Raw genomic sequence first — 21,164 nt, 5'->3', positions numbered from 1 at the left:
GAAAGGAACCGCATCATGACAACGACCCGACACCGGACGCGACGGCGCGCCCTCGGCGTCGCCACGGCGCTGACCGCGCTCGTGGCCCTGGCCCTCACCGGTTGTTCCATCCCCACCGCGGGCGGCGACAAGGGCGAGGAGCGCATCGGCGCCCTCTACCTCGACTCGCAGGGCTTCTACGGAGGCGTCAAGAAGGGCGTGCAGGACGGCGCGGACTCGGCCTCGAAGAAGGTCAGCTTCCTGGAGTCGACCTCCGCCGGCGACGTGTCGAAGGAGAGCTCCTTCATGAACACGCTCACGTCGTCGGGCGTCAGCGCGATCATCATGTCGGCGGTGTCGAACGACGGCAGCGTGCCCGCCGTGAAGCAGGCGAGCGAGGCCGGTATGCCGGTGATCTGCTACAACACCTGCGTCAACGACGACGCCGTCGACAAGTACGTCACGGCCTGGGTGCTCGGCGACCCGCTGAAGTTCGGCGGCGACCTCGGCAAGCAGGCGGCGGAGTACTTCACGTCGGCCGGCATCACGGCCCCCAAGATGGGCGTCATCAACTGCGAGCAGTACGAGGTCTGCCAGCAGCGCTTCAAAGGATTCAAGGAGGCGCTCACGTCGGCTCTGCCCGGCACGACCTTCGTCGCCAACCAGGAGGGCGCCGAGGTCGACAAGGCCGTCTCGACCGCCGAGCAGATGCTCAGCGCCAACCCCGATCTCGACGGTCTCTACGGTGAGGCGGGCGGCGCCACCGTCGGCGCGTACAAGGCCGTCCACACCCGAGGCCTCGTCGGCAAGGTCGCCGTGTTCGGTTCGGACATGACGAGCGACATCGCCACCGAGCTCGCCGACGGCAGCGTCCTCAAGGCCGTCGTGGACATCTCAGGCATCGAGGCGGGCAAGCTCGCGTTCGCCGCCGCCCAGGACGCCATCGACGGCAAGACGCCGAAGGACAAGATCGTCGCCGCGCCGATCGACCTCTACCTGCAGGCCGACGCAGCCGGCTGGACCACGGCCCACGCCGACGGGCTGCCGTGATCGACGGGCGGGTGGCGGTCGACCGGCCGCCGCCCGCCTGCCGGCACCGCGCCTCCTCGTCTCGTCCTGACCTCGCGTCCGGTCGACTCCGCAGGAGGCGCACCCTCTCGACCACGATCCAACGGAGGATCCCATGCCCGAGCCGACACCCGACCGCTCCACCCCGCCCGTCGCGCTGCGCGACCGCGGCGCCCCGATCGCCGAGGCCCGCGGCGTCAGCCGTGTCTACCCGGGCGTCACGGCCCTCGACGACGTCGACTTCGCCGTGCACCGGGGCGAGGTCCGCGCGCTGCTCGGCCAGAACGGCGCAGGCAAGTCGACGCTGATCCGCCTGTTGTCCGGCGTCGAGGTGCCGTCCGAGGGCGAGATCCTGCTCGGCGGCGAACCGCTCGGTGCCGGAGGCGTGCAGGCGGCCAAGGCCCGCGGCGTCGCGACGTGTTATCAGGAACTCAGCCTCGTCCCCGGTGTCACCGTCGCCGAGAACCTGGCGCTGGGGCACTGGCCGGTCGGCCGCTTCGGCATCAGCGGAAAGGCCATGGCCGATAGGGCGCGACGCACGTTCGAGCGTCTCGGGGCCGACATCGACGTGCATGCCGAGGTGAGCAGCCTGACGCTGGCGCAGCAGCAGATCGTCGAGATCGCGCGGGCTCTGCAGGACGATCCGTCGCTGCTCATCCTCGACGAGCCGACCAGCGCCCTCGCGGCTGCCGAGGTCGACCTCGTGCTCGACACGGTGAAGCGTCTCGCCGAGCAGGGTGTGGCGGTGCTCTACGTGAGCCACCGCATGGACGAGATCCGTCAGATCGCGGACACCGCGACGATCATGCGCAACGGCAAGGTCATCGAGACGGTCTCGATCGCCGGCAGCGACACGGCGCACATCATCGAGCTGATGATCGGCGCCGATCCTGAGGAGCAAGCTGCGCCCGCCCGGGTGCGCGAGCTCGGCGACGTCCTGCTCGACGTGCGCGGCCTGTCGGTCGCACCGAAGCTGCACGACGTGAGCTTCTCAGGACGGGCCGGCGAGGTGCTCGGCATCGCGGGCCTGCTCGGCTCGGGGCGGAGCGAGCTGCTCCGGGCGATCGCCGGGTTCGACGCGATCGGCGCGGGCACCGTGACGGTCGGCGGCGAGACGGTCTCGACGCCGAAGCCCGCCCGCATGCGTGCGCTCGGCGTCGGCATGACCCCGGAGGACCGCAAGGGCCGCGGCGTCATCCCCGGCCTCGGCATCGACGAGAACATCGTGATGAGCGACTTCTCGCGAGTCAGCCGCGGTGGGGTGTTGTCTTCTCAGGGGATCGCGACGGCGACGAAGACCCTCGCCGAGAAGCTGCACATCAAGGCGCACGACCTGTCCCGACCTATCTCGACGCTCAGCGGCGGCAATCAGCAGAAGGCCGTCATCGCACGATGGCTGCACGCTGACAGTCGCGTCCTCCTGCTCGACGAGCCCACCCGCGGTGTCGACGTCGAGGCGAAGGCCCAGATCTACGAGATCATGCGCGCCGTCGCCGACACCGGAAAACTCGTCGTCTTCGTCTCGAGCGAGATCGAAGAGCTGCCCCTCGCCTGCGACCGCGTGCTCGTGTTGCGCGGCGGTCAGGTGCACGACGAGTTCACCGCCCCCGACATCTCCCTACCCGTACTGCTCCAGGCCTCCATGGTCTCGAGCGACTGAAGGACGACCGATGACCACCACACTCGATCCCACGACCACCCCGTCGCCGAACTCAGGAGGCGCGGGTCGGCCGAGCGCCGGACGCGCGCTCCGCGATGCGTTCCGCCGCAACACGACGCTCATCAACATCGTCGGCCTGCTGGTCGCGATCGTCGTGCTCTACGCGTACCTGACCTTCAACGCGGTCGGATTCTTCACGGCCGCCAACCAGAGCGGTCTGCTGCGCGACGCAGCCCTGATCGGCATCGCGGCGACGGGCATGACCCTCGTCATCATCGCCGGTGAGATCGACGTCAGCACTGGACCCGCCGTCGCCCTCTCGAGCGTCATCGTCGCGACGGCGATGACGCAGTGGGGAGTTCCTGCGTTGGTCGCGATCGCGCTGACCCTGGTCGCGGGCGCCGCATGGGGTGCGCTCGCCGGTGTGCTGCGGGCCCGCTGGCTCGTGCCGTCGTTCATCGCGACGCTCGGGCTCTGGAGCGTGCTGCGCGGCCTCGGCCAGTTCAGCACCGACGCGCTGCCCGTGCCGCTGCCGACGGACGACGCCGTGATGCCCTTCCTGGCCGGCTCGATCGTCGGGGTGCCGACACCGGCGGTCATCATGATCGTGGCCTTCTTGATCTTCGCGTTCATCGCGAAGAAGACGCCGTTCGGTCGCTCGGTCTTCGCCATCGGCGGCAACGCAGGAGCAGCCCGTCTCGCCGGCGTCAAGGTCGGCCGCGTGCGCGTGATCCTGTTCGCCCTGATGGGCATGCTCGGCGCCGTCAGCGGTGTGCTGCTCGCAGCTCGGCTCGGCTCGGGCAACGCCGGAGCGGCCAACGGACTCGAGTTCGACGTCATCGCCGCCGTCGTGATCGGCGGAACGGCGATGTCGGGCGGCCGCGGCAGTCTGATCGGCACCTTCCTCGGCGTCATCTTCATCACCCTCATCGGCAACGGGCTCGTGCTGCTCGGCGTCGACTCCTTCCTGCAGAGTGTCGTGCGCGGTGTCATCATCGTGCTCGCCGTGCTGCTCAACGTGACCCTCTCCCGCCGTCGCGGGTCGAATGACGAGGCCTGACATGACCACCTCCACCACGTCCACCGGTGTCGAGGGCGCGACCCGCGCCTCCTCGGCCTCTCCTGACATCTCAACGCCCGCCGTCTCGGCTGATGCGCCCGGCCGCATGCAGGGCGTGTTCCTGCCCGGCGACGGCACGGCCGAGCTGCGCGAACACGCGATCCCGACACCGGGGCCCGGGCAGGTGCTCGTGCAGGTCGGTGCCTCAGGCATCTGCGGCAGCGACATCGGGTTCATCTACAACGGTTACAAGACGCACAAGGGTCTCGACGGTGCTCCGGCGTACAAGGGCGTCATCGCGGGACACGAGCCCTGCGGCCGCATCGTGTCGGCCGGCCCGGGCGTGAGTCGGTTCGGCGTGGGCGACGACGTGATCGTCTATCACATCCAGGGCTGCGGACGCTGCCGCAACTGCCGCTCGGGATTCTTCATCAGCTGCACCGACCAGCCGCACAAGGCGTCGTACGGCTGGCAGCGCGACGGCGGTCACGCGGACTACGTGCTCGTGGACGAGTCGACCTGCATCCCCCTCTTCGACGGGCTGTCGTACGTGGACGGTGCGCTCATCGCCTGCGGTTTCGGCACCGCGTACGAGGGGCTGCGACGCACCGGCGTGCACGGCGGCGACGACCTGCTCGTCGTCGGGCTCGGCCCGGTCGGGCTCGCGGCGGCCATGATCGGTCGCCTGCTCGGAGCCCGACGCGTGATCGGCGTCGAGCGGAGCCCCGAGCGCATCGAGTTCGTCAAGGCGACGGGTCTCGTCGACGACGTCGTGGTGGCCGATGCGGACTCGGTGGCGAACATCCTCGACTTGACCGACGGGGTCGGCTGCTCGGTGACGGTCGATTGCTCAGGATCGACGCCCGGCCGCTCGACCGCGATCGAGGCGGCGGCCGAATGGGGGCGCGTCGCACTCGTGGGCGAGGGTGGGCGGCTCGAGACAGAAGTGTCGGACGCCCTCCTGCACAAGCAGCTCACCATCACGGCATCGTGGGTGACGTCGTTGCAGGGGATGGAGGACATCGCCCGCCTGATCGCCGAGGCCGGGCTCAGCCCCGAGATCGTCGTGTCGCACCGGTTGGATCTGACGGACGCCGACGAGGCGTACCGCATCGCGGCGGCCGGGGCGACCGGCAAGGTCGTGCTGGTGCCGGCGGGCGCTCCGTCGCGAGGCGGGGCCCGGTCTGCGGGCTCGGCGGGCACGGCGGCGTGACGGGGTCGGCGGCGTGACGGGGTCGATGAGCGGCTCTTCGTCGGGGGCCTCGGCCGCCTCGGTCCCGGACGACCTGCCGGTGGTCGTCGTCGAGACCGAGCGGCTTCGGCTGGTGTTCGCGCCGAGCCGTGGCGGACGACTGCTCGGGCTGGCCGTGGACGGCCACGAGCTCCTGTGGAAGAACCCGCGACTCGTTGACGAGGATTTCCTGCCCGTCCGACCCGTCGCCGACTGGCCGGCCGGCGACGGCGGCATGAGCACGTGGGCGAACCTCGGCGGATCGAAGACCTGGCCGGCTCCCCAGGGCTGGTCGGGGCCCGGAGAATGGGCCGGACCGCCCGACGGGGTGCTCGACGCGGGGGAGTGGGCCGTCACGGTCGAGCGCGCTTTCGACACCGTCTCGGGCGCCGCCGTCTCGAGCGACACCGTCGTGACCCTCACGAGCGCACCCGACCCCCGGTCGGGTCTGCGGGTCAGCAGGACCTTCACGGTGCCGCACGCCGGGCTCGCGTTCGCTCAGCGGGTCGAGTTCACGAACACGTCGGCCGAGCCGGTGCGGTGGTCGATCTGGGAGGTCTGCCAGGTCGACACGTCAGGCGCCGCCGGGCTGCGGGTCGACGACGCGGCGGTGGTCGTGCCGGTCGCGGCCGCGTCTCCTGGAGAGTCGACGCGGGCCGGGCGTCGGGCCGAGCTCGACCTCGGCACGTACTGGGGTGGGCTCGAGTCGACGTCGTCGGATGGCGAGGTCAGGCTGCCACTCGGGACGGCTGTCGCCAAGCGCGGATTCCCCGCCGCGACGGGAGCGGTGTCCTACCGGACGCGGCGCGACCCGGGACTGACGCTGTCGTCGGTCGTTCAGGAGAACGCCGAGTACCCCGACGGCGGTTCCCGCGTGGAGGTCTGGCTGCAGACACCGACGCCTGAGCCGATCGCGGCGCTCGAGGGTCTGCACCCCGACGCCGACCTCGTCGAGCTCGAGGTGCTCGGCCCACTCGTCACCCTGCTGCCGGGCGAGTCCACCTCCCTGTCGATCGCGTGGGCGGTCCAGGAGCCGGGCGACGCCTGACCTGCCTGTCCGCGCGTGCCCGACCCGCGCCTCCTGAGTTCTGCGACGGCCCCGTCGGGAGCGGCCGCGCGTAGGGTGGCCGCGACGGAGGGGGACGACGACATGTGGGGATTCGGCAAGAAGAAGCGCGAGGCCGACGCGGGGCGGCCTGAGGAGCCGACGCGGGCCTCGGGACCCAGTCCCGAGCCCGAGCAGGTGTCCCCGCCTGCACCCGAGTCGACGCCCGAGCCGGTGCCCGGCCGCACCTCGCAGGACGAGGCCTTCGACCGCGTCTGTGCCGCCCGTGACGCGGCGTGGGCGTCCGTCGGTACCGTGGATCCGTACGTCGTCGCTCCGATCATCAACCCGGCGTTTCTGGGCGGACCGCGCTGGCCGGGGCTCCGGCAGTCGTTTCGGCGGATCGAGACCGCGGCCGGGTACGGCATCGTCACGTCGGACGGTCTCGCCGATCCGTTCGACGACGACTCAGGTCGAGACACGGGTCTCGGCGTCGAGCTCTTTCTCGCGGCGGACGTGTTCCAGACCACCGCCGTCGCCGGCCTGCGTGACCTGTGGCAGTTCGACGCGATCTACCAGACCGCCCAGAACATCGCGGCGGCCGGGCTCGATCTCGGGGCCGAGCTCGATCGCTACGGCGCCGTCTCGCTCGGACTGCCCGGTTCCGGAGCACCCAACGGCTGGCTCGACGCGGACGGGAGCATCGGCATCCTGATCGGCCTGTCGCTCGCGAGCGTCCCGGCGGCCGTCCCCGTCCCCGCCCCCGTCGGCGGCAGTCAGGCGCTCGTCCGCCTCATCGGCTGTGCGGCCCTGCGACCCGACGAACTGGACGCCATCCTGACGCACGGGGCCTCGGCGCGACGGGACATCGCCGAGCGGCTCGGCGCCCTGGCTCCGGACGTGCTCGCGTCAGGCGAACGGCCCAGCGTCCTGATCTAACGCCGGGCCTCCGCTCGTCGCGGCGCCGCCTGGTCCTGGGCCGGCGCCTCCGTGCCCGGTGCCGCCCGCCCCCGTGCCGCGGTCCGTCCCGCCACCCCCGAGCGCCTGCAGGCTCGGGTGGGCTCCGACGGCGTCGAGGCCGTGCGTGCCGAAGATCGTGAGCAGTGCCGCCAGTGGCGCGTTGACGCCCTGAAGTCGCAACGGTGCGACGCCGCCGCCGAACTGGCAGACGAGCGTCCACTGGTTCACCTCGGGGTAGACGGCCGTCACCGCGTCGTAGTAGAAGCTCAGCCACTGGCCGCGCACCAGGCAGATCAAGCGTCGGTTCGAGATGATCAGGCGGACGTGCCCGCGCTCGCGCCACTGCTCCGCGGCCTGGGCAGCGGCCGCGTTGCGGCGGGCGGCGTTGCCGATCGCCGAGCCGACGACCCCCGCCAGCACGAACGCCGGGTGCCCGATGAAGAGCCCACCCCCGGTCGAGTAGGTCACGTCCTGCCCGTAGTAGCGCTCGTAGTCCGCGTCGACGTCGTAGAAGAAGACCTCGCCTGAGTTCGGCACGATGTCCCACACCGTGATCGTCGTCGGGACCTCGCGGCGCAGCAGGGCGCCGCGCAACCGCTGCGCCTCGGCCCAGCCCTGTCGGCTCTGCAGGTGCGAGTGCAGCACGGCGGCCTCGGGCTTCGAGTAGTGGCCGTTCCGGTTGCGCCATGCCCTGAACACCCGACGCGCGTTACGAATCGTCAGCACGATCGCGACCACGATGGCAGCGAAGCCGACCAGGAGCAGCCCGATGTTCAGCAGGCCGAGACCGAGGCTCTCGTCGAACCCGGCCGTCCCGGCGATGGCCGCGACGATCAGGCCGATCACGAGATACACGACGGGGATGCTCACGAGCGGGATCAACCAGGGCAGATGTCGTCTCACGTGATCGTCGTCCCCTCGTCGAGCCTGTCCGCGACGCTACTACAGGGTGCGCGCGGGGCCGCGGCAGCGAGCCGGTGCCCGGGCTCGCCCCGCGTCGGCAACGCAGGAGGCGCGGTGTCGACCCCGGCGCTCGTCGCGGGCCGTCCCGGCTCTAGGATCATCGCGTGGCCACGATCTTCGACGTCGCGTCCGAGGCGGGCGTCTCGCACCAAACCGTCTCCCGCGTCGTCAACGGCGACCCGACGGTGCGTCCCGCGACCCGGGAGCGCGTCGACGCCGCGATCCTGAAACTCCGCTACCGCCCGAGCGCGGCGGCGCGGGCGCTGGCCAGTCGTCGAGCGAAGTCGATCGGGTTGGTGGGTGTGGGCTTCCCGTTCTACGGCCCGTCGAGCATCATGCACGGGTTCAACGGGGCCGCGAGGTCGGCCGGGTTCCAGGTCTCGATGGCGACCCTGGCCGCATCCGTCGACACGGGCGGCCCGTCGAGGGTGGAGTCGATGCGCGACGCCATCGAGGCGTTGCTCGGTCAGGACGTCGCGGCCATCGTCCTCATCGCCCCCGACACGGAGTCGATCGCCGCCGCGCACGACCTGCAGGCCCCCGTCCCGGTGATCACCGCCGACGGTGCCGACAACGCCGGCTCGCACGCGGTGTCGATCGATCAGGCAGCCGGGGCCGCCCTCGCCGTGGAACACCTGGCAGCGCTCGGGCACCGCGGCGTCGCGCATGTCGCCGGCCCGACCTCGTGGCACGACGGCCGTGAGCGCGAGCGCGGCTGGCGCGAGGCCTGCGAACGACTCGGCCTGGCGATGCCCGACGGCGGTTCAGGGGACTGGACGCCCGAGTCGGGCTACCGGGCCGGGAACGCGCTCGTCGACCGCGCCAGGTCGGGAGAGATCACGGCCGTGTTCTGCGCCAACGACCAGATGGCCCTCGGAGTGCTGCACGCGTTCTCGGATGCCGGCGTGGCCGTTCCCGGCGACGTCAGCGTGGTCGGCTTCGACGACCTGCCCGAGGCGGCCTACTTCATCCCGCCGCTGACGACGGTTCGTCAGGACTTCGAGGAGCTCGGCCGGCGCATCATGGCCGTGATCGAGGACGTCGTCGCCGGTGGCGCCGGAACCGCCGTGCCGACGGTGCCCGAGCTGGTCGTCCGCGGCTCGACCGCACCGCCGCGAGTGTGACGCGACCCGCCTGATCCGGCGGCGGTGTCGGGGAGCCGACCCGCGCCTCCTCGGGGCCTCCGTCTTGCCAAAGTGAGCGCTCACATGCCACGATGTGAGCGCTCACCCAGCGTTGCGAAAGCACCACGAGACAAGGACGTCCTCATGGCTCCCACCCCTCCCGTCGGCTCCTCAGGAGAACCCACCGAGGGCGCCGACACCTACACGATCGGCGTCGACTTCGGCACCCTGTCCGGCCGCGCGGTCGTCGTGCGCACCCGCGATGGCGCCGAGCTCGCCTCGGCCGTGCACGAGTACACGCATGCCGTCGTCAGCGACGTGCTGCCCGGCACCGGCGAGCGACTGCCCGCCGACTGGGCCCTGCAGGTGCCGTCCGACTACGTCGACGTGCTGCGCCGGGCCGTCCCGGAGGCGCTGCGAGCGTCGGGCGTCGACCCCGCGTCGGTCGTCGGCATCGCCACGGACTTCACCGCGTGCACGATCCTGCCCACGACGGCGGACGGGACCCCGCTCAGCGAGCTGCCTGAGTTCCAGACCAACCCGCACGCCTACGTCAAGCTCTGGCGTCACCACGCGGCGCAGGGTCAGGCCGACCGGATCAACCGCATCGCGGCCGAGCGGGACGAGCCGTGGCTGTCGCGCTACGGCGGGCTGATCTCGAGCGAGTGGGAGTTCGCGAAGGGGCTCCAGCTGCTCGAGGAGGCTCCTGAGGTGTACGCCGCGACCGAGCACTGGGTCGAGGCCGCCGACTGGATCGTCTGGCAGCTCTCTGGTCGGTACGTCAGGAACGCCTGCACCGCGGGCTACAAGGGCATCCTGCAGGACGGCGTGTACCCGAGCCGCGAATTCCTCGCCGCGCTCAACCCCGACTTTGCCGACTTCGCCGACACGAAGGTCGCGCACGAGATCGGCGAGCTGGGCGACCGGGCCGGCGGCCTGACCGCCGAGGCGGCGGCGTGGACCGGCCTGCCCGAGGGCATCGCCGTGGCGGTCGGCAACGTCGACGCGCACGTCACGGCTCCGGCGGCCAAGGCGACCGAGCCCGGCCAGATGGTGGCCATCATGGGCACGAGCACCTGCCACGTCATGAACGGCGACCGCCTGGCCGACGTCCCGGGTATGTGCGGCGTCGTCGACGGCGGCATCGTCGCCGGACTCTACGGCTACGAGGCCGGACAGTCAGGAGTGGGCGACATCTTCGCCTGGTACGTCGCGAACCAGGTGCCGCAGGCGTCCGTCGAGGCTGCCGAGGCCGCCGGCACGAGCGTGCACCAGTACCTCACCGACCTGGCGGCCGAGCACCCGGTCGGTGCCCACGGCCTGATCGCGCTCGACTGGCACAGCGGCAACCGCTCGGTGCTCGTCGACCACGAGCTGAGCGGTGTCATCGTCGGGCAGACGCTGGCCACCCGTCCTGAGGACGGCTACCGCGCACTGCTCGAGGCCACGGCCTTCGGCACGCGCCGCATCGTGCAGGCGTTCACGGAGTCGGGCGTTCCCGTCACGGAGTTCATCGCGGCGGGCGGTCTCCTGAAGAACCGGTTCCTGATGCAGACCTACAGCGACGTCCTGCGCATGCCGATCTCGATCATCACGAGCGAGCAGGGCCCGGCCCTCGGCTCGGCCATCCACGCGGCCGTCGCCGCCGGCGTCTACGAGGACGTCAAGGAGGCGGGGGAGGCGATGGGCCGCGTCGAGCGTTCCGTGTACGTGCCTGATGCCGCGAGGGCCGACGCGTACGACGCGCTCTACGCCGAGTACCTGCTCCTGCACGACTGGTTCGGCCGCGGCGGGAACGACGTCATGCACCGCCTGCGCGCACTCCGCCGTGACGCCCTGGAGTCGATGCGGTCGGCGACGGCCGCGGCCGCGCCGTCGGTTGCTCAGGACAACGACAGCGCCGGCAGCGACGACGTCGAGCAGACGGCGGTCGGCGCATGACCCCCGCCGACATGCCCACCGCCGGCGCGCCGGGCGCCGCCGACACTCCCGCACCCGGCGCTCCTGAGTTCGACGCCGCGACGCAGGCCGCCATCGACGCAACGCGCGCCGATGTCGCCCGCCTGCACGCCGAGCTGGTCCGCTACGGTCTCGTCGTCTGGACGGGCGGCAACGTCTCGGGCCGGGTCCCCGGTGCCGACCTGTTCGTGATCAAGCCGAGCGGGGTGTCGTACGACGATCTCGCTCCTGAGAACCAGATCCTCTGCGATCTCGACGGCAACGTCGTCGCGGGCACCCCGGGTGCCGAGCGCAGCCCGTCGAGCGACACGGCCGCGCACGCCTACGTCTACCGGAACATGCCGGCGGTCGGCGGTGTCGTGCACACCCACTCGACCTATGCAACGGCCTGGGCCGCGCGCGGTGAGGCGATCCCGTGCGTGATCACGGCGATGGCCGACGAGTTCGGCGGCGACATCCCCGTCGGTCCGTTCGCCATCATCGGTGACGACTCGATCGGCCGCGGCATCGTCGCCACCCTCGAGGGGCACCGCAGCCGCGCGGTGCTGATGCAGAACCACGGCGTGTTCACGATCGGGTCGGATGCGAAGGACGCCGTGAAGGCCGCGGTCATGACCGAGGACGTCGCGCGCACCGTACACCTGAGCCGCCAACTCGGCGAACCGTTGCCGATCCCCGCCGAGAGCATCGACGCCCTGTTCGACCGCTATCAGAACGTCTACGGCCAGAAACCCGAACCGGCCGCGTCCTGATCGCCCCGCGCGTCCACCACCTCACCTCACCCCCCGCTCGGCCCGCGCAACGCAGCGCCCGGTGCCACCACGAATTCAGGAGAACCCCGTGACACAGCTCGACACCTCCCTCGACTCCTACGAGGTCTGGTTCCTCACCGGCAGCCAGTCGCTCTACGGCGACGAGACGCTTCGTCAGGTCGCCGACCAGTCGACGGCCCTCGCCGACGAGCTCCGCGCCGCCGGTCTGCCCGTGCGCCTGGTCTGGAAGCCCGTCCTCACGACGCCCGACTCGATCCGCCGCACCATGCTCGAGGCCAATGCCGACGACAGCGTGATCGGCGTCACGGCCTGGATGCACACGTTCAGCCCCTCCAAGATGTGGATCGGCGGCCTCGACGCCCTGCGCAAGCCGCTCCTGCACCTGCACACCCAGGCGAACGTCGCGCTGCCGTGGTCGGACATCGACATGGACTTCATGAACCTGAACCAGGCCGCACACGGCGACCGCGAGTTCGGCTACATGCAGACCCGACTCGGCGTCGCCCGCAAGACGGTCGTCGGCCATGTCAGCGACCCGCGCGTGCAGGCCCAGGTGTCGACGTGGATGCGCGCGGCGGCCGGGGCCGCAGCCCTGCGGTCGCTGAAGCTGGCGCGCTTCGGCGACAACATGCGCTTCGTCGGCGTCACCGAGGGCGACAAGACCGAGGCCGAGCTGGCGTTCGGCGTGCAGGTGAACACCTGGGGAGTCAACGAACTCGCCGCGGCGGTCGACGCGGCCACCGAGCAGCAGATCGACGACCTGGTCGCCGAGTACGACGAGCTCTACGACGTCGCACCTGAGTTGCAGGCGGGCGGCGAACGGAGGCAGTCGCTCCGCGACGGGGCGGCCATCGAGATCGGGCTGCGCTCGTTCCTGGAGGAGGGCGGCTTCGGCGCGTTCACCACGACGTTCGAGGACCTGGGCTCGTTGAAGCAGCTCCCCGGTCTCGCCGTCCAGCGCCTGATGGCCGAGGGATACGGCTTCGGCGCGGAGGGCGACTGGAAGACGGCGGTGCTCGTGCGCGCGGCGAACGTGATGGGCGCTGGTCTGCCGGGTGGCGCCTCCTTGATGGAGGACTACACGTACCACCTGGTGCCGGGGCAGGAGAAGATCCTCGGTGCGCACATGCTCGAGGTGAGCCCGAGCCTGACGAGTGCGCGCCCGACCCTCGAGGTGCACGCGCTCGGCATCGGCGGCAAGGCCGACCCCGTCCGTCTCGTCTTCACGGCCGACCCGGGCCCGGCCGTCGTGGTCGCCCTGGCCGACGTGCGCGACCGCTTCCGGCTCACGGCCAACGTCGTCGACGTCGTCGAGCCCGACGAGGCCCTGCCGAAGCTGCCGGTCGGCCGCGCCGTCTGGGAGCCCCGCCCCTCGTTCGCGATCTCGGCCGAGGCCTGGCTGACCGCCGGGGCCGCGCACCACACCGTCATGTCGACGGCCGTCGGCGCCGACGCCTTCGAGGACCTGGCCCGCATGGTCGGCACCGAGTTCCTGCTCATCGACGAGGACACGCGCATCCGCGAGTTCCGCAACGAGATCCGCTGGAACGACGCGTCGTACCGCCTCGGTCTCTGACCGACGCCGCGCCTCCTGAGCGACCGACGCCCGCGCGTCCTGAACGACCGACGCCCCCGGCTCCTGATCTGCATCAGGGGCCGGGGGCGTCGCTCGTGAAGAGCCGAGGAGGCGCGGGCTACGAAGCCGGGGTCGCCGCCGGAGCCGAGGCGGTCACCGGCGAGGATGCCGGCACGTGCTGGGACGCGACCTCGACGCCGTGAGCCGTGCGGAGCACCTCGATGGTGCTTTCGACCTCGGCGTCGCGCTCGTCGCTCGTCCAGCCGAGTGCCGCCCCGAGGTGCTCGGCGATCTCGGTGAGCAGCTCGATGGTGACGCCACCGACGAACGCCAGGTTCGTGCGGCGCAGGACGACGTCCTCGAGGTGGACGGCGTCCTCGTGGTCGGCGAAGTAGGCGATCTCGGCGCTCGTCAGCTCGCGGTCGCTGTGCAGCGGCTCGGACGGCTGGTCGAGGAGCGTCTCGATGACGCTCTCGGCGCGGGTGCCGTAGCGGGTCAGCAGGCGGTCGACGGTGTCGCTGTCCAGTCCGTCGGCGTGGGCCGCGACCCAGGTCGTGCGGGCGGACGGCGTCGTCGGGAAGCCCTTGCCGCCGCCGATGGCCATGCCGGCCGTGTCGACGGTGCGCGCGACGCCGAGCCGCGTGGTGGCCTCGGTCGACAGGTGCGCCGACAGGGCACGGAAGGTCGTCCACTTGCCTCCGACGAGGCTGAGCACCTTCGACGTCGGCAACGCAGGGACCTCGGTCTCGACGATGCGGTAGTCGCGCGACACGAAGCCGGCCGCGAGGTCGTCGTGCTTCGGCAGCGGACGGACGCCCGAGTAGCGGTAGACGATGTGGCCGCGGTCGAGCGCGATGTCGGGGTAGACGTGCTTCACCAGGTCGAAGAAGTAGTCGACCTCTTCCTCGGTGCAGACCGCGGGCTCGTTCATGTCTGCCTCGAGGTCGGTCGTTCCGATGAGCACGCGACCCTTGAGCGGGTAGATCAGGACGATGCGGCCGTCGTTGTTCTCGAAGAAGATCTCGCGGCCGTTCGTGGCCTCGAGCAGCTCGGGGCTGTCGACGACGATGTGCGAGCCCTTGGTGCCGCCCATGTACTGGGTGCCGGCTCCGAGGAACTGGTTCGTCAGGTCCGTCCACGGCCCGGAGGCGTTGATCACGACGTCGGCCGTGACGACGAACTCGGTGCCGGTCACGACGTCCCGCAGCAGCACGCCGCCGTCGCGGGTGCCGATCGCCTCGACGTAGTTCGCGCTGCGGGCGTGGTCGCCGGCGGCGAGGCCGTCCTTCAGCACGTCGAGCGCGAGACGCTCGGGCTCGTGCACGGACGCGTCGTAGTACGTACCGGTGTACTTCAGGTTCTTGTTCAGCGCGGGCATGTCGGCCAGCGCCGCCTTGCGGGTGCGGAACTTGTGACGGGGCACGGTGCCGCCGTCGCGCGAGAACGAGTCGTACAGGGTCATGCCGACCTTGATCAGGACGGCGCCGCGCTCTTTCGTGCTGCGCTGCTTGTGGGTCAGCATGCGCAGCGGGGCGTTCAGGAGGCCCGAGAAGGTGGAGAAGATCGGCATCGTCGTCTGCAGCGGCTTCACGTAGTGCGGCGCGATCTTGATCAGGCCGTTGCGCTCTTCGACGCTCTCGCGGACCAGGCGGAACTCGCCGTTCTCGAGATAGCGGATGCCGCCGTGGATCATGTGGGACGACGCCGCGGAGGCGCCGGATGCGTAGTCGTTCCGCTCGACGAGCACGACGTCGACGCCCTGCAGGGCGAGGTCGCGGAAGGTCGCGATGCCATTGATGCCGCCACCGACGATCAGCACCTTCGCGCTGGGACGGTCGGTGATGCGCTGCACGTTGTCGCGCAGCTTGTCTGTCTTCTTCGACGTGGTCACGGGGAGCTTCTTTCGCAGTCGCGGGTGGAGATCGTTCGGGTACCGGCTGCTCTCGCCGGTACATTGAGTCTTGACCCGTCGCACGATGTGGTCAACAGATCTGCACAGACGTGCACGGAGGCATCGTGACCGATCCCGTCCCCAGCGACCGTACCCAGGAGGCGCTGCGCGCCGCTCACCTGTATTACATGCAGGACCTCACGATGGAGGCGATCGCCCGAGAACTCACGACGTCCCGCTCGTCCGTCTCGCGCCTCCTGAAATTCGCCCGGGACACGGGGCTCGTCGACATCCAGATCAAGTCGCCGCTCGACCAGGCGACGGCCGTGGGGGAGGCGTTGCACCAGAGATACGGAGTGCTCGCCCACGTCGTGCCCGTCCCCGACCAGACGAGCGACGTCGACCGCCTCGACCGGGTCGCGCTCACGGCTGCACGAACTCTCACCGGTTACGTCGACTCGAACACGGTCGTCGGCGTGGCGTGGGGGTCGACGATCAGTGCCGTCAGTCGGTACCTCGTGCCGAAGCGGACGCACAACACGGTCGTCGTGCAGTTGAACGGAGCGGGCAACACCCGTACGACGGGCATCGAGTACGCGAGCGAGATCCTGCGGCGGTTCGGTCACGCGTACGGGGCGCTCGTGCAGCAGTTCCCGGTGCCGGCGTTCTTCGACGATCCGGCGACGAAACAGGCTCTCTGGCGCGAGCGCAGCACCGCGCGCGTGCTCGACCTGCAGCTCGCGATGGACCTCGTCATCTTCGGCATCGGGTCGCCGCTCGCCCTGGTGCCCAGTCACGTGTATTCGGGCGGATACCTCGAGCGGAGCGATCAGGAGGCGCTGGATGCGGACGGCGTCGTCGGTGACGTCTCGACGGTGTTCTTCAGGGAGGACGGGTCGTCCGAGGACATCCCGCTGAACGCGCGGGCGTCCGGGCCCGATCTCGCGACCATCCGTCGGGTGCCCCGACGACTCTGCGTGGTGGCCGGCCCCTCGAAGGTGCACAGCCTGCGGGGCGCGCTCGCGGCCGGGTTGGTGACGGATCTCATCCTGGACGAGGGGACGGCGCGGGCGCTGCTTGCGGCGTGACGGCGCGGGCACCGCGTGCGGCGTGAGTCTGCGGCACGCGCGCCGCTCGCGGCGTGACGGCCGACGGCCGACGGCCGACGGCCGACGGCCCCTGCTTCGTGCGAAGCAGGGGCCGTCGGGTGTTCAGGTGGTGCAGGTGTTCCGGTGCTGCCGGGTGCTCAGTCTTCCGAGACGGTCGACGCGGCGAGCTTGGCGCGGCGGCGGCCGATCATCATCAGGGCCGAGCCGAACAGCAGGATGGCTGCGCCGATGCCGATGGCGGGGCCGGTGGCCTCGCTACCGGTGAAGGCCAGACCGGCCGGGACGACGGGCGTGGTCGCGGCGGGAGCGACCGCGGCGGCGACGACGCTGAAGTTGACCGGGTCACCGGCGGCGATCAGCGGCTGACCGTCGGCGTCGAGCACGGGCTCGCCGTTCTCGTCGAGCAGGAAGGCGAACGGTGCGGCCGTGAACGAGCCGGGACGGACGCCCGTGATCGTGGTGGTCCATCGTCCTGCGGCGTCGACGACGATCTCGTCATCGGCCATGGCCTCGTCGAAGGGGGCCGACGACTGCGGTGCCTGGTCGGTCGGGTAGACGACGACGCCGATGTTCGAGCCGGGGGTACCCGTTCCGCTGATGGTCAGCGAGCTGCCGACGACGACCTGGCCCTCGGTGGGCGAGGTGATGACCGGAGCGTCGAGCGTGGGCTCGGTCGGCGGGACGGCGGCGACGGCGGCGAGGTTGAACGTGCGCGTGATGTCGCCCGAGCCGGCTCCACCGGTCACCTGCGTGATGCGGGCGGTCTGAGCCGTGGGGGCGGTGTCGGAGTAGACGACGTTGGTCGACCAGCGGCCATCGTTGCCGACGACGGTGGCGGGGGCCAGACGGCCGCCGTTGGTGTCGAGGACGTTGACGGTCGAACCGGCGTTGCCGGTGCCCGAGAAGGTGACGGTGCGCGTGGCGGTCGTCGAGCCCTCGGCGGGCGTCTCGACCACGAGGGTCTGACCCTGCGGCAGGACGAAGGCGACGGTGGTGTCGCCCGAGCCCGAACCGCCCGTGACCTGCGTCACGCGAACCGACTGGTTGCGGTCGACGGTCTCGGGGTAGGTGTAGGTCAGCGACCACTGGCCGTTGACGACGGCGACGGCGCCGGTGCCGGGCAGGCGGTTGCCGGCGGTGTCGAGGACGTTGACGGTCGAGCCGGAGTTACCGGTGCCCGAGAACGTGACGGTGCGCGAGGCGAGCTGCTGACCGGCGGTCGGAGCCGTGACCGAGAAGGTCTCGAGCGGGGCGACGGCAGGGATGTTGAAGGCACGCGTCTGCGCGTCGCTGAACCCGCTGCCCCCGGCGACACCGTCGACGAAGATGCTCTGTGCGGTGGGAGCGGTGTCCGAGTAGGTCGGCAGGGTGGCCGAGAACGCACCGGACTGACGGTCCGTGCTCGTCTGCGCGAGACGGTTGGTGCGGGTGTCGTCGGCGAAGATGTTGATCGTCGCGCCGGGAACGGCGGTGCCGGTCACGGTGCGCGACGCGGTCGTCGAGCCCTCGGCGGGAGCCGAGATGACGAGCTGGCCGTCGGCTGCGTTGGCGGCCGTCGTGGAGAGGAGTGCCCCTCCGAGGGCGAGCGTGAGGACGGCCGGAACGGCCACCGCACGACGCCAAGAGAACTTGGTGATCACGTGGTGAGTGCTTTCTTGGTCGGTGTAGCAAGCGTCATCGCTTGTCCGATCCGGCCCAGCACCGAAAAAGACCTGCAGTGCGAATCGAGAAAAACGCACGTCTTCGAACCTATACGAGTCCTGAGAAAGTGCCACTTTTTAGTCAAGAAAATCTCATGAGTGTGGGGAAGCGACGTTCGGCATGCGCAGAAGGGCGGCGATCGCAGCCTCGGCGCGCCCCGAAAGGGGGGTGTCGGTCGATCAGGCCGGTTCGCGATGGGGATAGTCGAGGTGCCTCGCACGCCTGCCACACTGCGGCATGACCATCGCGCGAGTCGTCCTGCTGTTCTTGCTGGCTGCCGTCGCAGAGATCGGAGGCGCCTGGCTGATCTGGCAGGCCGTCCGGGAACATCGCGGTTGGCTGTTCGCCCTGCTCGGCGTCATGGCCCTCGGCGCCTACGGTTTCGTCGCCGCCTTCCAGCCCGACGCGAACTTCGGCCGGGTGTTGGCGGCCTACGGCGGCGTGTTCGTGGCCGCGTCCCTGGCGTGGGGCATCGTCGTAGACGGCTTCAAGCCCACCCTCTGGGACTACGTCGGCTCCTCCGTCAGCCTGCTCGGCGCCGGCATCGTCATCCTCGCCCCGATTCTCACGACCGCGATCGCCGCGGCGTCGCCCGACGAGGCGTGACGGCAAGTCAGGCGCCGGGGGACACGGCCCAGCGGGTGCCCAGAGCCCCGGCGTAGACGGGAGGCCTGCCCACCAGAACAGCGCGCCACCTCCTTTGGCGTGCGACAACCCAGGGAGACCCCATGGCTACCACCGATCTGACCGGCCGACGCGTCCTCGCGATCGTCACGAACTACGGCATCGAGCAGGACGAGCTCGTCGTCCCCACCCGTGAGCTCCGCGACGCCGGGGCGACCGTCGTCGTCGCCGCCACCTCGACCGCGCCCGTCGAGACGCTGGTCGGCGACAAGGACCCGGGCGAGACCGTCCGCCCCGACACGACCATCGCCGAGGCCGACGTCTCGGAGCACGACCTGCTGCTCATCCCCGGCGGCACGATCAACGCCGACAGCCTGCGCACCGATGCCGATGCCGTCGCTCTCGTGAAGGCGTTCGTCGACGCCGGCAAGCCCGTCGCCGCCATCTGCCACGGCCCCTGGGCCCTGGTCGAGGCCGGCGTCCTGTCCGGCAAGGAGCTCACCTCCTTCCCGTCCCTGCAGACCGACGTCAAGAACGCAGGAGGCACGTGGGTCGACCGCTCGGTCGTCACGGATGTCGAGAACGGCTGGACCCTGGTCACGAGCCGCGACCCCGACGACCTGCCCGACTTCGTCCGCGAGGTCGGCACGGCGCTGGCGTCGTCCGTCTCCGCCTGAGTCGTTCTCCGCAGCACCACCATCGCCGCGCCGTCTCTCCCGGGAGGCGGCGCGGCGTCGTGTTCTCAGGGCGGCGGTGCGGCGGCATGTCGGACGGCCGCCGCCCGAGGGGTCAGACTCGATGACGGCCTGAACTCCCGACGGCCCGCCCTCGCACCCGACCCCGGAGGTCCCGTGGCCCCGCACCACCCGAGCCCGACGCCCGAGCCGACGCCCGCACCGAGCCCGACGCCCGACGCGACGTCTCCTGCGGAGCCGACCCGCGCCTCCTCGTCGGTCGCCTTGCCGCCGCTGACCGCGGGGCCGCACCAGCGCCGGCTCGGCGTCATCGCGGTCGTCGCGACGTTCGGCGGACTCCTGTTCGGCTATGACACCGGAGTCATCAACGGTGCACTGTCGTCGCTCGAGACGAGTCTCGGCCTCACGCCGACGAGCGAGGGCGTGATGGTCTCGGCCATCCTGGTCGGGGCGGCCGTCGGCGCCTTCTTCGTCGGCCGGGTCTCGGACGCACTGGGTCGCCGCCCGACGATCCGCGGGCTGGCGCTGCTCTTCACGATCGCAGCGCTCGCCTGTGTCGTCTCGCCGACGTGGGAGTTCCTGAGCGCCGCACGCTTCGTGCTCGGGATCGCGGTGGGCGGCGCCTCCGTCACCGTGCCCGTCTACCTCGCCGAGCTGGCCCCGACCGAGCGGCGCGGTGGCCTGGTCAGCCGCAACGAACTCATGATCGTGAGCGGTCAGCTCGCCGCCTTCGCCATCAACGCCGTCATCGGCAGCGTCTGGGGCGAGCACGACGACGTCTGGCGCCTCATGCTCAGCGTGGCCGTGCTGCCGGCGATCGCCCTGTTCGTCGGCATGCTGCGCGTACCGGAGAGCCCGCGCTGGTTGATCGGTCAGGGGAGGGACGACGAGGCGCTCGGGGTACTCAGGCAGATCCGCAGCGACGATCGCGCCGTGGCCGAAGTCGCCGAGGTGCGCGCGCTCGCCCATGACGAGTCGACCGCGAAGAGCGCCCGCCTCGCCGATCTCGTCGCCGAGCCGTGGCTGCGGCGGATACTGCTGGTGAGCCTCGGCCTAGCTGTCGCCCAGCAGTTCACCGGCATCAACTCGATCATGTATTACGGCACGCAGGTGCTCGAGCAGTCCGGCTTCTCGCAGAGCGGCGCGCTCGTCGCCAATGTCGGCGCCGGGGTCGTCGCGGTGATCGCGATGCTCGTCGCGCTGCGCGTCATCAACCGGGTGGGGCGCCGCACGATGCTGATCGTCGGCTTCGCAGGAGTCCTCGTCTTCCACCTCCTGATCGGCCTGTCGTCGCTGCTCGTCCCGGAGGGGATCGCCCGTGCCGTCGTCGTCCTCGTCTTCGTGATCTGCTTCGTCGGCACCATGCAGGGCACCATCGGCCCGATCGTGTGGCTGATGCTGTCCGAGCTCTTCCCGCTGCGGCTGCGCGGGATCGGCATGGGGCTGACCGTCCTCGTGCTGTGGCTCACGAACTTCGCCGTGAGCCTGAGCTTCCCCATCGTGGTCGACGCGATCGGCATCTCGAGCACCTTCTTCGTCTTCGCCGTGCTGAACGCCGGCTCGCTCGTCTTCGCGATCACGCGCGTGCCCGAGACGAACGGCCGCTCGCTCGAACAGCTCGAGGAGGACTTCAGCACCGGCGCGATCCCCGTCGCCTCCGGTCGCTGAGGGCGCGCCCCTCGACTCGTCGAGGTCGCGACCGGCGGTCGGGAGCTCAGGAGGCGCGGTGTGCGGAATCGCCCGCCG

17 protein-coding genes are annotated in these 21,164 nt (G+C 70.8%); 14 read left to right on the top strand and 3 right to left on the bottom strand.

What is annotated here, in order from left to right:
• Positions 1-15: 15 nt before the first annotated feature.
• The 6 genes from ACPEEZ_RS12605 to ACPEEZ_RS12580 all read left to right on the top strand — a co-directional run bounded on the left by ACPEEZ_RS12605 (position 16) and on the right by ACPEEZ_RS12580 (position 6,982).
• Complete coding sequence (locus tag ACPEEZ_RS12605; protein WP_423919590.1) at positions 16-1,029, top strand: substrate-binding domain-containing protein; 1,014 nt, start codon at positions 16-18, stop codon at positions 1,027-1,029.
• 133 nt (positions 1,030-1,162) lie between these two features.
• The gene (locus tag ACPEEZ_RS12600) at positions 1,163-2,707 is read left to right on the top strand and encodes a sugar ABC transporter ATP-binding protein (protein ID WP_423919587.1); all 1,545 of its coding nucleotides are present in this window, start codon (positions 1,163-1,165) and stop codon (positions 2,705-2,707) included.
• Positions 2,708-2,717: 10 nt separating this feature from the next.
• Positions 2,718-3,767, top strand: coding sequence for an ABC transporter permease (locus ACPEEZ_RS12595; protein ID WP_423919584.1), 1,050 nt, complete (start codon positions 2,718-2,720; stop codon positions 3,765-3,767).
• Between the two features lies 1 nt (position 3,768).
• On the top strand, positions 3,769-4,980 hold the full coding sequence (locus ACPEEZ_RS12590; protein WP_423919581.1) for a zinc-dependent alcohol dehydrogenase family protein: 1,212 nt from the start codon (positions 3,769-3,771) through the stop codon (positions 4,978-4,980).
• A gap of 25 nt (positions 4,981-5,005) precedes the next feature.
• Positions 5,006-6,046 (top strand): hypothetical protein, encoded by a 1,041-nt coding sequence (locus tag ACPEEZ_RS12585; protein WP_423919578.1) that lies wholly within the window; start codon positions 5,006-5,008, stop codon positions 6,044-6,046.
• A gap of 102 nt (positions 6,047-6,148) precedes the next feature.
• Positions 6,149-6,982, top strand: a complete 834-nt coding sequence (locus ACPEEZ_RS12580; protein ID WP_423919576.1) for a hypothetical protein — start codon at positions 6,149-6,151, stop codon at positions 6,980-6,982.
• On the opposite strand, the gene ACPEEZ_RS12575 is transcribed toward ACPEEZ_RS12580, so the two are convergent.
• The gene (locus tag ACPEEZ_RS12575; RefSeq protein WP_423919573.1) at positions 6,953-7,906 is read right to left on the bottom strand and encodes a hypothetical protein; all 954 of its coding nucleotides are present in this window, start codon (positions 7,904-7,906) and stop codon (positions 6,953-6,955) included. The genes ACPEEZ_RS12580 and ACPEEZ_RS12575 overlap by 30 nt on opposite strands.
• Before the next feature lie 164 nt (positions 7,907-8,070).
• On the opposite strand from ACPEEZ_RS12575, the gene ACPEEZ_RS12570 reads away from it, so the two are divergent.
• The 4 genes from ACPEEZ_RS12570 (at position 8,071) to araA (ending at position 13,398) form a co-directional block, all read left to right on the top strand.
• Positions 8,071-9,090 (top strand): substrate-binding domain-containing protein, encoded by a 1,020-nt coding sequence (locus ACPEEZ_RS12570; protein ID WP_423919570.1) that lies wholly within the window; start codon positions 8,071-8,073, stop codon positions 9,088-9,090.
• 144 nt (positions 9,091-9,234) lie between these two features.
• Complete coding sequence (araB, locus tag ACPEEZ_RS12565) at positions 9,235-11,031, top strand: ribulokinase (RefSeq protein WP_423919567.1); 1,797 nt, start codon at positions 9,235-9,237, stop codon at positions 11,029-11,031.
• Positions 11,028-11,801 carry an L-ribulose-5-phosphate 4-epimerase gene (locus tag ACPEEZ_RS12560; RefSeq protein WP_423919564.1) on the top strand — a complete coding sequence of 258 codons (774 nt, stop codon included), beginning with the start codon at positions 11,028-11,030 and terminating at the stop codon, positions 11,799-11,801. Before araB ends, ACPEEZ_RS12560 begins: the two co-directional genes overlap by 4 nt.
• 88 nt (positions 11,802-11,889) lie before the next feature.
• The gene (gene araA / locus ACPEEZ_RS12555) at positions 11,890-13,398 is read left to right on the top strand and encodes an L-arabinose isomerase (protein ID WP_423919561.1); all 1,509 of its coding nucleotides are present in this window, start codon (positions 11,890-11,892) and stop codon (positions 13,396-13,398) included.
• A 118-nt stretch (positions 13,399-13,516) separates the two neighbouring features.
• Here araA and ACPEEZ_RS12550 read toward each other — a convergent pair whose 3' ends face one another.
• Positions 13,517-15,289, bottom strand: a complete 1,773-nt coding sequence (locus ACPEEZ_RS12550) for an FAD-dependent oxidoreductase (RefSeq protein ID WP_423919559.1) — start codon at positions 15,287-15,289, stop codon at positions 13,517-13,519.
• 188 nt (positions 15,290-15,477) lie between these two features.
• Between ACPEEZ_RS12550 and ACPEEZ_RS12545 the strand changes: the two genes are divergently transcribed.
• On the top strand, positions 15,478-16,377 hold the full coding sequence (locus tag ACPEEZ_RS12545) for a sugar-binding transcriptional regulator (protein ID WP_423924276.1): 900 nt from the start codon (positions 15,478-15,480) through the stop codon (positions 16,375-16,377).
• Between the two features lie 158 nt (positions 16,378-16,535).
• On the opposite strand, the gene ACPEEZ_RS12540 is transcribed toward ACPEEZ_RS12545, so the two are convergent.
• The gene (locus ACPEEZ_RS12540; RefSeq protein WP_423919556.1) at positions 16,536-18,038 is read right to left on the bottom strand and encodes a hypothetical protein; all 1,503 of its coding nucleotides are present in this window, start codon (positions 18,036-18,038) and stop codon (positions 16,536-16,538) included.
• 298 nt (positions 18,039-18,336) lie between these two features.
• Between ACPEEZ_RS12540 and ACPEEZ_RS12535 the strand changes: the two genes are divergently transcribed.
• The 3 genes from ACPEEZ_RS12535 to ACPEEZ_RS12525 all read left to right on the top strand — a co-directional run bounded on the left by ACPEEZ_RS12535 (position 18,337) and on the right by ACPEEZ_RS12525 (position 21,086).
• Positions 18,337-18,705, top strand: a complete 369-nt coding sequence (locus ACPEEZ_RS12535; protein ID WP_423919554.1) for a YnfA family protein — start codon at positions 18,337-18,339, stop codon at positions 18,703-18,705.
• A gap of 122 nt (positions 18,706-18,827) precedes the next feature.
• The gene (locus ACPEEZ_RS12530; protein ID WP_423919551.1) at positions 18,828-19,400 is read left to right on the top strand and encodes a type 1 glutamine amidotransferase domain-containing protein; all 573 of its coding nucleotides are present in this window, start codon (positions 18,828-18,830) and stop codon (positions 19,398-19,400) included.
• Between the two features lie 174 nt (positions 19,401-19,574).
• Positions 19,575-21,086 (top strand): sugar porter family MFS transporter, encoded by a 1,512-nt coding sequence (locus tag ACPEEZ_RS12525; protein ID WP_423919548.1) that lies wholly within the window; start codon positions 19,575-19,577, stop codon positions 21,084-21,086.
• Positions 21,087-21,164: the final 78 nt, after the last annotated feature.

The sequence above is a fragment of the Frigoribacterium sp. 2-23 genome (assembly GCF_049601585.1).
In the GTDB taxonomy this organism is placed as follows: Bacteria; Actinomycetota; Actinomycetes; order Actinomycetales; family Microbacteriaceae; genus Frigoribacterium.
This window is presented reverse-complemented; position numbering and strand designations above follow the sequence as displayed.